11 protein-coding genes are annotated in these 10571 nt (G+C 68.9%); 3 read left to right on the top strand and 8 right to left on the bottom strand.

The window, feature by feature from the left end; translation table 11 throughout:
* The 8 genes from Q4F04_RS12990 to Q4F04_RS12955 all read right to left on the bottom strand — a co-directional run.
* Positions 1 to 153 (bottom strand): DUF5131 family protein (locus tag Q4F04_RS12990; protein ID WP_303370241.1); only part of this gene is annotated, 153 nt, incomplete at its 3' end.
* A gap of 550 nt (positions 154 to 703) precedes the next feature.
* Positions 704 to 1180 (bottom strand): hypothetical protein, encoded by a 477-nt coding sequence (locus Q4F04_RS12985; RefSeq protein ID WP_303370239.1) that lies wholly within the window; start codon positions 1178 to 1180, stop codon positions 704 to 706.
* An 18-nt stretch (positions 1181 to 1198) separates the two neighbouring features.
* The gene (locus Q4F04_RS12980; protein ID WP_303370238.1) at positions 1199 to 2275 is read right to left on the bottom strand and encodes an FAD:protein FMN transferase; all 1077 of its coding nucleotides are present in this window, start codon (positions 2273 to 2275) and stop codon (positions 1199 to 1201) included.
* Positions 2256 to 4460 carry a PepSY domain-containing protein gene (locus Q4F04_RS12975; protein ID WP_303370237.1) on the bottom strand — a complete coding sequence of 735 codons (2205 nt, stop codon included), beginning with the start codon at positions 4458 to 4460 and terminating at the stop codon, positions 2256 to 2258. Before Q4F04_RS12975 ends, Q4F04_RS12980 begins: the two co-directional genes overlap by 20 nt.
* Before the next feature lie 9 nt (positions 4461 to 4469).
* Complete coding sequence (locus tag Q4F04_RS12970; RefSeq protein ID WP_303370236.1) at positions 4470 to 4931, bottom strand: DUF2271 domain-containing protein; 462 nt, start codon at positions 4929 to 4931, stop codon at positions 4470 to 4472.
* 77 nt (positions 4932 to 5008) lie between these two features.
* The gene (locus Q4F04_RS12965; protein ID WP_303370235.1) at positions 5009 to 5317 is read right to left on the bottom strand and encodes a PepSY domain-containing protein; all 309 of its coding nucleotides are present in this window, start codon (positions 5315 to 5317) and stop codon (positions 5009 to 5011) included.
* A 159-nt stretch (positions 5318 to 5476) separates the two neighbouring features.
* Positions 5477 to 5992, bottom strand: a complete 516-nt coding sequence (locus tag Q4F04_RS12960) for a cytochrome b (protein ID WP_303370234.1) — start codon at positions 5990 to 5992, stop codon at positions 5477 to 5479.
* 53 nt (positions 5993 to 6045) lie between these two features.
* Entirely contained in the window at positions 6046 to 6465 is a 420-nt protein-coding gene (locus Q4F04_RS12955) for a PepSY domain-containing protein (RefSeq protein ID WP_303370233.1), read from the bottom strand.
* A 155-nt stretch (positions 6466 to 6620) separates the two neighbouring features.
* On the opposite strand from Q4F04_RS12955, the gene Q4F04_RS12950 reads away from it, so the two are divergent.
* The 3 genes from Q4F04_RS12950 to Q4F04_RS12940 form a co-directional block, all read left to right on the top strand.
* On the top strand, positions 6621 to 7283 hold the full coding sequence (locus Q4F04_RS12950; RefSeq protein WP_303370232.1) for a response regulator transcription factor: 663 nt from the start codon (positions 6621 to 6623) through the stop codon (positions 7281 to 7283).
* Entirely contained in the window at positions 7280 to 8617 is a 1338-nt protein-coding gene (locus Q4F04_RS12945) for an ATP-binding protein (protein WP_303370231.1), read from the top strand. Before Q4F04_RS12950 ends, Q4F04_RS12945 begins: the two co-directional genes overlap by 4 nt.
* Positions 8618 to 8707: 90 nt before the next feature.
* Positions 8708 to 10571, top strand: a 1864-nt coding sequence (locus Q4F04_RS12940) for a heavy metal translocating P-type ATPase (RefSeq protein ID WP_303370240.1), incomplete at its 3' end; no start/stop codon positions are given.

Raw genomic sequence — 10571 nt, 5'->3', positions numbered from 1 at the left:
TCCTTCATGGCGAACATCGCTCTCAGAAGACCGGAACAGAACCGGGACAGGTCCAACGGCGTAGCAGTTGTCACAACCGGGACCGACCTTGGTGCAGCCCGTCACCGGGTTCCACGTCGCGTCCGTCCATTCGATGTCTGACTTCTGGGCCAACTGCTCGCCTCATACTTTTTCATAACGCTAACACGCGGTTGACTCAGCACAAAGCACGAACAGCGGCTGGGGTGAGATTGGTCCGAGCTGCAGCCGAACCAGCGCGCAACGGGGCGGCGTTCGATCTCTGTTCCATCCGCCATCCAGATGGATTCTCCAAATCGCGTGCGTCACAGACTTCGAAAGATCACTTGAAAGCAATGATTTAAAGCTGTTCACCGAAAGCGCGGCGGTTAACAGGTCCGGAGAATATCGGCACGGAGAGAACGCCTGTGCGCCTTTCGGGGCGTGTGCCGGTTAACAGCCCCTCCCGCATAACCCTCGAAAACAACGAAAAAATCCGGCCGCAGCCGGATTGGGAGAACGCTTTCACGAGGGCAAGTGGCGGAGGGGATGGGCCTGAAAGACAACCTTCTCCACTTAAGATTTTGATTTATAAGGCACATTTAACCTTGGCAGGCGGACCTGCTGTGCGCGCGCCGGCCCTGCAACGGCGAGAAGGCGCAGCCGGCCGGAGACTGAACCCGGCCGGCCTTGTGCTCTGTGGTGGTCAGGCCAGCGGCTCCCAGCCCGGATGCTCGAAATGCTCACCATAGGCGTTCAGCGCCTCGACGATCTTTACGGCCCCGTCGCGCGGCGCGTCGCCGGATTCCAGCTCCGAAATGCCTTCGAGGACCTGCCCGAGCACCAAATGGAACTGCTCATCCACCTCGGGGGCGAGCACGCAGGTCTCGACCATGAAATCGACCTGCGCCTGAACCTCGGCCGCAATCTCCTTCGCGGCGTCAGCGGTCAGCGTGTCATCATGGACCGCGTCCAGGCTCGCCGCCATCGTGGCGCGGATTGCATCCATGCCCTTGTGCATGTTCTCGTCGCCCTGCCACCTGGCCCCTTCGTTCAAGGTGAGTTCGATGGTTGCGGCACCATTCCCGTGGTCATGGGCCTGGGCCGCGGCGAGCCCGGGGACGGTCCCCACGGCGAGGGCAACGGACAGGGCGAGGGTGGCGAGCGGCTTGCGATATTGCATGGCTTGTCTCCTGTTTCATTATGAGCCGGCGGCTGCCGGTGCTTGCATGATTGAAGAATAGGGTGTCCGCGAATGCCGGGGAATTGGCGAACCCGGCAAGGTTGACTTGCACCGATGCACAGCGGCGCGGGGCTCGTCCGCCCCGGCCGGCGCCCCGAACAGGCGGCCTGACGCCAGCGCCCGGATGCCATCCACCTCGCGCAGCAGGAACAGCGCATCGAGGCCGAGGCGTTCGGCGACTGCGCCGCCTTCAGCCTCGCCCAGCACCATCAGTGCGCTCGCCCAAGCATCGGCCTCGGCACAGGTTCGTGCGACGACGGTGACGGAGGCGGGAGGGTCGAGCAAAGGTGAGCCGCGCCGAGGATCCATGGTATGGGACAGGTGTCGCTCTCCTGCCCGGACCCGGTGCCGGTAATCGCCCGTGGTCGCGACGGCGGCATCGCGCAGGACCAGCGCTGAATGCGCCGCGCGGCGGTGCGGATCGGGCGCCTCGACGGCCACGGCCCACGCTTGCCCGTCCGGCCGCGAGCCAAAAGCGCGCATCTCGCCATCGATGCCGACGAGCGCCGACGCGATGCCAAAGCGCTGGAGCGTCTCGGCCAGCCGGTCCACGCCGTAGCCTTTGGCAATGCCGTTCAGGTCAAGCGTGACGGGAGCGGCCTTCCGTGCGCGGCAGGCCGTGCGGTCGAGTTCCAGCAGCTCATGCGCCGGTCGTCGTGGGACCGCGAGCGCCTGCCGGATGCGCTCCGGGTCGGCGGGCGCGGGGCCGAAGCCCCAGGCCGCCACCGCGTCGCCCATGCCGATGTCGAATGCCCTGCCGGAGGCGCGGCCGACCTCCAGCGCCAGCCGCAGCACCGCCATCAGATGGGCCGGCACCGGCACCCACTCGCCGACCGGCGCCGCGTTCAGGCGCATCAGATCGCTGTCGGGGCGCCAGGTGGACATCTGGGCATCCACCTCGGCCACCGCCGCCTGGAGCGCTTGCTGCACGGGGGCCGGATCAATGCCATCGGCGAAGAACACGGCCGACCAGCGGGTGCCCATGGTAGCGCCGTTCAGCGCTTGGCGCGTCAGGTCAGTAGATATCTTCGACATAGCGTCCCTCGGCTTTCAGCAGCGCGGGCGTCAACCCCGCAGGAAGGAGGATATCGGCCAGCGCGACGCTGACGCCCGCAGCCATCTCGCGCCCGCCGCAGACCATCACCCGAGCGCCCTCACCGATCAGGCGGGCGACCTCGGCCGCCTCGGTCCGCAAAGCATCCTGCACGTAATGCGGGTGCTTGCCGCGCGAATTGGCGGTGACGAGGCGCGAGAGGCGTCCCGCGCCCTGCCAGCCCGCCAGTTCCTCGCGATAGAGGAAGTCGCTGTCCGCGTGCCGCATCCCGAAGAACAGATGCACCGGGCGGCGGCGGCGGTTTTCGCGGATGAAGCCGGCGAGGGGCCCGATTCCGGTGCCCGCGCCGATCAGGATCAGCGGCGGGCGCGTCCGGCCGGCATGGAAACCGGGATTGCTGCGCAGGAAAGCTCGAACGGTTCCGCCCTGCTCAAGTTCCACAAGCTGCCCCGAACAGAGGCCGCCGGCCTGTTTCCGCACCACGATCTCTACAAAGCCGTCGCGCGAGCCGGAGGCCAGCGAATAGAAGCGCGGCAAGGGAGAGCCTTCGGGCAGGATGCCCAGCAGGTCGCCCGGCTGAAAGCGCGCAAATCCCCGCCCGGTCACCCGTTGCCACAGAGTCGGGGAAGGCCGCGCAAAGCGCAGGATCGCGGTCGGCGCCTGCACCTCGGCACCGTAATCGCGGCGCGAGATCAGGGTGAGGGGTTCGCTGGCGGGTGTCACCGGTTGGTGGACGAGTTCCAGCGGCATCCCCAGCGCTGCGCCGAGCGCCCGACCCCAGCGGGCGAAGTCCTGCGGCGACTGGCGGTCGATGCTGTCGATCGGGAGGAGCTGCCGCCAGCCCTTCGCCTCGGCGGCTGCAACCACCGCTTCGGCAAAGGCGCAGAAGGCCGGAAAGCTGCGGTCACCGAAGCCCAGCACCGCCAACGGCGCACCCGGCGCGCGGTCCAGCCGCTCCAGCCTGTCAAGGAAACCCCTGGCCGATTCTGGGGCGCAGCCCTCGCCATAGGTCGCGGCGAGGATGATGAAGCGCGCCGAGTCGGGGTAACGCGTCGGGTCAAAGCCGGTCATCGGCGCGGCGTGGACGCGCTGCCCCGCCTGCGACAGCGCCGCGTGCAGGGTAGCGGCAAAGCCCCAGGTCGAGCCACCCTCGCTGCCGACCAGCAGGACCGTCTCGGCCTGTCGCGGCGGGGCATTGCCGCGGATGCGGGGCCGCGCGCGGTGCGAGGTCAGCCACAACAGCACGCCGGTTCCGACCATGACCGGGACGCCAAGCGCCATCAGCCCGAGCACCAGCCCCAGCACAGCAGCCCCTTGGCCGGTGTGCAGCATGAAGATCGTCTCGGAAACCCGCTGCCACGCAGACAGATCGGCCCAGGCGAGCAACTCGCCGGTGCCCTGATCCAGATAGCCGGTGCCTTGGTCGGTCTTGAGAGAGTGGACATCGGTCGGATCGTTCGGATCGGCCAGCGACAGGCTGCGCAGGCTGGCGACCGGCAGTTGCAAGGCGCTCGCTGTCGAAAGGCTGGTGCCGGTCTGGCCGCTGACCTCGGCCGGAAAGGCGGGGGTGCTGGCGCCGTCTGGCAGCAGATCGAAGGTCGAGGCCGACATCCACAGCCCCGTCGCCGCGGACAACACGAGGCCGACCATGGCGATCCGTGCGATTTCAACATGCAGCCGCCCGGTCAGAGACCCGCGCAGCGGGGCGAACCAGCGCCGCCAGCCGCCAACCCGGCGCGCGACCAGCGCCGCGCCCGAAAGCGCGATCACCAGCATCGCGCCCGCGCCGACCGCCGCAACGATGCGCCCGGCGTCGCCTAGAAACAGCGAGCGGTGCAGGTTGGTCAGCCAGCGCTTCACCGGGGCGGGGTCGGTGGGGGCGGCGTCCTGCCCGGTCACAGGGTCGATCACCGCGGCCTGCGGCGTACCCCCGTCGAACCAGTAGGCGGTCACCTGCCCCGACGGGGCGCGCCGGATCTGCTCCAGCCCCGGATGGCTGGCGGCAATGGAGCCGGCGAGATCGGCCACGGAGAGGCTGGCCTCGGCTCGCGGCGAAGACAGCCGCTCGGCCGCGGGATAGACAGACAGGATCGCCCCGGACAGCGCCAGCACGGTCAGCAGCAGCGTCGCAAGGATGCCCGGCCAGCGATGGAATGCGCGGATCATCTTGGTGCCTTACTTGTACGAAACGCTGGCGATGTAGCGCGAGCCGGTGGCGCTCGCCCCGGCCGCCGTGAGCGGCATTTCGACCTCGTTCGGGCTGTCGCGCATCTCCTCGACCGAAGCATCGACATGCAGCGTGTAGCCGGCGTCGAACAGCGCGTCGGCGAGATCGAGTGTGATTTCCAGCGTCCGGCCCGCGCCGACGCTGGCGCCAGTGATGCCGTCGACCTGCCGGGTGTCGCCGCCGGTCATGCGATGCCAGCCCGAGAGGGAATCGTAGTATTTCGACTTCTCGCCGGCCATCCACAGGCTGCCGACATAGGCGCCCTGCGCGTCGGTGACATAAAGCGCGAGATAGGCGCCGTCGCCGCCGTAGTTGTTCAGCGTGGTGGTCAGGGTGACGGGCCGGGCCAGCGCGAGGCCGGGAAGGGTCAGTGCGGTGGAAAGGGCCAGGACGGCGGCAAGGGATTTCATGATCGGGGTTCCTTCAGGAAAATGCGAGCGGGCTTTCCCCGGCGCCGCTTGTGTTGGGCGCCGGGGAGGAGCAGCACTCAGTTCGCGGGTGCGGCTGGCGCCGGCGCCACGGGAGCGAACTCCTCCAGCTCCGCCTTGATGACGTCGAGGGTTGCCGGGTCGATCTTGGCCTCGATCGTGTTGCCGCCAATGTCGGTCACGTGGACCTCGTAGCAGCCGTCATCCAGTTCCGTGGAGGTGATGGTCCAGCCGTAGTCGGTGGCCAGTTGCGCCACGGCTTCCCACGACTGCATCTGCTCGGGCGTGACCACGCAGTCGTCGTCGGCAAAGGCGGCGCCAGCGGGAAGGACGGCCAGCACGGCAAGGGCCGCAAGCATCCGTTTCATTTCTGATTACTCCTGTGTTGCGGTTATCGGATGATGCGAATCTGCGCCCCGAGGCTGACGGGCCGCTGAATCGGCGCCTAAATCTTCGTCAGCTTGACGTCAGCAACGAAAAAGGCCCGGCCTTTGGGGGCCGGGCCTTCGGTTCGGAGTGTAGGGAACTCAGCGCAGGCTCATCCGACGCAGGGTTCCGTCGCGCAGGACGAACTGGTGCCAAATCGCCGCAAGCGCGTGCAGCCCGGCGAGCAGCAGGAGGATGCTGCCGGCGCTTTCGTGGAACTCGGCGATCGCGCCGGGCCGCCCCTGCACCGGCGCAGCCAAGGCGGGAAGGTGCAGACCGAGGAGCTGCACCTGAACCCCCATCTGCGAGGCGACATACCAACCGGTGATCGGCAGCGCGATCAGCAGCCCATAGAGCAGCCCGTGCCCCGCCCCAGCAACGACCGCGAGCGGGCGCGACCGCCTCTCTGCCCGGGCGCCGCCGCCCATCAGGCGCAGCACCAGCCGCGGTAGAACGAGGGCCAGCACTGCGATTCCCAGCGTGAAATGCAGAAGCGGCGGGTTCTGGACGACTTCGCGGCCGCCCTCGGCAGTGGCCCAGGCGCCCAGCACGGCGGCCGCCGTGGCCCAGTGAATGGCGACCAGCGCCTTTGGGTAACGAGCATTGGTTTCGCACATGACGTGTTCTCTGGCATGAGGGGAAGGTGCAGGGCGCAGCGGCGACTGCGGGCTCATTTCACGACGACCGCAGGCGGTGCGCCGAGGAGCCCGCCGGGCGGCGGCAGGTTCGCGGGCGGGGATGTCAGCGGGACGCCCTGGTCCCGGTCGCGCCGAGGCCGATCGTCGTCGTCATCATCGTCCCGGTCGTTGTCACGGCGATCCTTGCGCTTCATCTCGACGACCTCGAGGGTTGCGGGGTCGAGCTTGGCCTTGAACGCCGCGCCCTGCGCATCGTTACCCCTGACCTCATAGCAGCCATCGTCGATCTTGATCCGGCCGACCTGCCAGCCGCGCGCCTTGACTGCGTCCTGCACCGCCTCGCGCGGCTGCCACCGCTCCATCGGCACCTGGCAGTCATCATCATCGGCATGGGCCGCGCCTGCCATGCCAAAGGCAGCAAGCAGGGCACCCAGCAGCATGTGCTTTTTCATCGCATTTGCCCTTCGTCCTTGTTCAGGCATTATCTGACCCTGATTCATGACACCTGTTCCTGACGGTCAGCTTAAGCGGGCGGCGCCCGGCCGTCAGACTGCCGACAGGTTCGGCGGGTAGGTCTGGCCGTGGCGCAGGCTTCAGGAGCGGCTTCATGCGGATCCTTCTGGTCGAGGACGACACCATTTTGGGCGCGGCGGTGCGCGACCACATCACGGCCGAGGGACATTCGGCCGACTGGGTCGGGCGGCTCGACCGCGCGGCCGAGCATCTGGATGCGGTCGCCTATGACCTCATCCTGCTGGACCTGATGCTGCCCGACGGGCGCGGCATCACCTTCCTGCGTGACCTTCGCCGGCGCGGCGACGTGACGCCGGTGATCATCCTGACCGCGCTCGACCAGATCTCGGATCGGATCGACGGACTGAACGCGGGCGCCGACGATTACCTGACGAAGCCTTTCGACCTGGCCGAGCTTTCCGCCCGGCTGGCCGCCGTGGCGCGGCGCTACAGCGGCAATCCCAATCCGCTGGTCGACCTCGGCGAGTTGCAGGTCGATCTGGCCGCCCGAACCGTTATCCGCGACGGCCGCCGCGTTGATCTGACCGCGCGGGAATGGGCGTTGTTCGAGGCGTTCGTGCAGTGGCCAGGACAGGTGATCTCGAAGGCCCAGCTCGAGGACCGGCTCTACGCCTTCGGCTCCGAGGTCGAGAGCAACACCATCGAGGTCCATGTCAGCCGCCTGCGCAAGAAACTGGGCGCAGGTGTGTTCGAGACCGTGCGCGGTGTCGGCTACCGGCTCGGGGACGGGCGGTGAGAGGACCGACCAGTCTTCAGGGGCGGCTGTCGCTGTGGCTCACTCTTGGGGCGGTTCTGCTCTGGGCAGTGGCGGCGGCATGGACCGCCGTGCATCTGCGCCACGAGATGAACGAGGTCTTCGACAGCGCGTTGGAGGAGGCGGGGCAGCGTCTGCTGCCCTTGGCCGTGCGCGACATCATCGGCCGCGAAGAGGACGACAACCTCAGCCAGAGCGTAACCACGCTGCGCGAGCATGACGAGTATTTCACCTACCTGGTGAGAGACGCCGAAGGCCAGGTGCTTCTGCGTTCGCATCAGGCGGATCCGGCGGTGTTTCCCCCCTTCTCGGGCATGGGCTTTGCCGACACCGCCACGCATCGCGTCTATTCCGACGCCGCCCTTCGGGGCACGATCACCATCTCCGTCGCCGAGCCGCTTGCCCATCGCCAGGACGTAGCGCGCCAGGCGCTGATCGGGCTGGCTCTGCCGTTGGCATTGATCGTCCCGGCCAGCCTGTTCGGCGTCTGGGCCGCCGTCCGCGCCGCCATGGTCCCCATCCGGCGCTTTCGGGCGGGGATTGAAGCCCGCGGCGGGGGCGATCTGTCGCCGATCCCTGCCGAAGGGCTGCCCTCGGAGTTCCGGCCCAACGCGCAGGCGGTGAACCGGCTGCTCGACCGCCTGCGCCGCGCGCTGGAGGCCGAGCGCAGCTTTACCGCCAACTCGGCGCACGAGTTGCGCACCCCGGTCGCCGGCGCGCTGGCGCAGGTCCAGCGCCTGATCGTCGAGGCGCCCGACGAGGACACCCGCAGCCGCGCCCGTCAGGTCGAGGCCGCGCTGCAACGGCTGGCGCGGCTGTCGGAGAAGCTGATGCAGCTCGCCCGCGCCGAAGGCGGCAGGCTGCAGGCGGAGGCGCCCGTTGATCTCGCTCCGATCCTGCGGATGCTGGTGGCAGATATGGGGCGCGAGGATGGACACCGGATCGAACTGACGCTGCCGAACGCAGAGGTGATGGCGTCCATCGACCCCGACGCCTTCGCGATTCTCGCTCGCAACCTGATCGAGAACGCCCTGCACCATGGCGCGCAGGACGCGCCCGTACAGGTGTCGCTCTCGCCAAAGGGCGTGCTGCGCGTGGTCAATACGGGGCCGGTAGTGCCGGCCGACGTGCTCGGACGTCTCGCGCGGCCCTTCGAGCGAGGGCCGACGGACGCCCATGGCAGCGGGCTGGGGCTGGCCATCGTCGCTGCGATCGCCGCCGGCACGGGTGGGCGGCTCGACCTGATCTCTCCCGCGACCGGCCGGGCGGACGGGTTCGAAGCCAAGTTTGCGACAAACCGCATCGAGACTAAGTAAGATGCAATCTGAAAGGATCCCGGTGTGAAGCGTCTCTCGTCGTTCGATCTCTCGTTGGCTCTGTCAATTGCGGCAGTGCTGGGGCTGGTGCTGGCGTCAGCGGGCCTCTGGCTGGGCGGGGGGCGGCTGGGCTCTCTGGTGACGCCGGGGCTGATCCTCGTCTATCTGGCCGGCGGGCTGCCCGCCGCACGGCGCGCGCTGACGGCGCTGTGGCGCGAGCACGTGCTGGACATCGACCTGCTGATGGTCGTCGCCGCCGTCGCCGCGGCCGCGGTCGGCGCGCCCTATGAGGGCGCGGTGCTGCTGACGCTGTTCAGCGTCGCAGGCACGCTCGAATCCCGCGCGCTCGGCCGTGCCCGTCGCGCCATCGAGGCGCTGATGGCGCTGCGTCCGGAAACCGCGCTGCGCAAGGGACCGGACGGCACCGTCGCGGAGGTTGCCGCCGCCGACCTGGCGGTGGGCGACACGGTGATCCTGCGCCCCGGCGCCCGCGTCCCGGCGGATGGCAGGATCGCCGAAGGCCGCGGCGGCATCGACGAGGCGCATATCACAGGCGAATCCATGCCGGTCTCCAAGTCGCCGGGCGATCCGGTGTTCGAGGGGACCGTCAACCTCGAAGGCATCCTCGATGTCGTGGTCACCCGTGGTGTCGCCGACAGCACCATCGCCCGCATGATCCAGCTCGTGACCGAGGCGCAGGCAGCCAAGGCGCCGTCTGAGCGGTTCAGCGCCTGGTTCGGCCAGCGCTACACGATCGCCGTTCTGGCCGGCGCGGTGCTGGCCTTCGCTGCCTTCTGGTGGCTGGGGCATGGATGGGACGGCGCCCTCTACAAGGCAGCGACGCTGCTGGTCGCGGCGAGCCCCTGCGCCATCGTGATCTCGGTCCCGGCGGCGATCCTGTCAGCGCTGTCGGCGGCGGCGCGCGGGGGCGTGCTGTTCAAGGGCGGCGCCGCGCTCGAGACGCTGGCCGCGGTCGAGACCTTCGCCTTCGACAAGACCGGCACGCTCACCACGGGCGATGCCACGGTCACGCAGGTCGTGGCGCTGGACGGTGACGCGGACCGGTTCCTGTCGCTTCTGGCGGGGCTTGAGGCGCAGTCCGAGCACCACATTGCCGCCGCAATCCGGCGCGCGGCCGTGGCTCGCGGCGTCGAGGGCGCGGAGATCGCGGAAGTCACCAGCCGCGCGGGCAAGGGAATCGTCGGCCGGGACGACCTAGGCACGCTCTGGGCCGGCAACCCCTATCTTGCCGGGGAGATGGGCGCGGACCTCCGCCACCCGGCTTTGGCGGCGTTCGATACGAGCGCCGAAACCGTCATCTATCTGGGTCGCGGGCCGCAGGTGCTCGGCGCGGCCGCCGTTGCCGACGAGGCGCGCGCCAGCGCCGCGCCCGCTCTTGCGGCGCTGCGCGACGGCGGCGTGAAGCGGATCGTCATGATGACCGGCGATCGCCGGCCCGTGGCGCTACGGATCGGGTCGGAACTGGGCCTTGCGCCAGCCGAGATCGAGGCGGACATGCTGCCCGAGGACAAGGTGCGGGCCGTGGCGGCGCTCGCCGCTCAGGGGCGCGTCGCCTTTGTCGGCGACGGGGTGAACGACGCCGCTGCGCTGGCCCGCGCCGATGTCGGCATCGCCATGGGCGCCGCGGGATCGGACGTGGCACTGCAGGCCGCGGACGTGGCGCTGCTGTCCGAGGACCTGGAGCGGCTTGCAGCCGCCCGCCGCCTCTCGCGGCGCACCGCGCGGATCATCCGCCAGAACCTGACCTTCGCCATCGGCGCCATGCTGCTGCTGGTGACGGGAGGGCTGTTCTTCGACCTGCCGCTGCCGCTGGCCGTGATCGGCCATGAGGGCGGCACCGTGCTGGTCGTGCTGAACGGGTTGCGCCTGCTGTCAGACCCGATCCGGCGGACCGCGCCCACGCGCGCAGTTCCCGGCCATGCTCCGCTTCACG

The organism is Paracoccus sp. (in: a-proteobacteria) (genome assembly GCF_030536915.1).
Lineage (GTDB): Bacteria > Pseudomonadota > Alphaproteobacteria > Rhodobacterales > Rhodobacteraceae > Paracoccus.
This window is presented reverse-complemented; position numbering and strand designations above follow the sequence as displayed.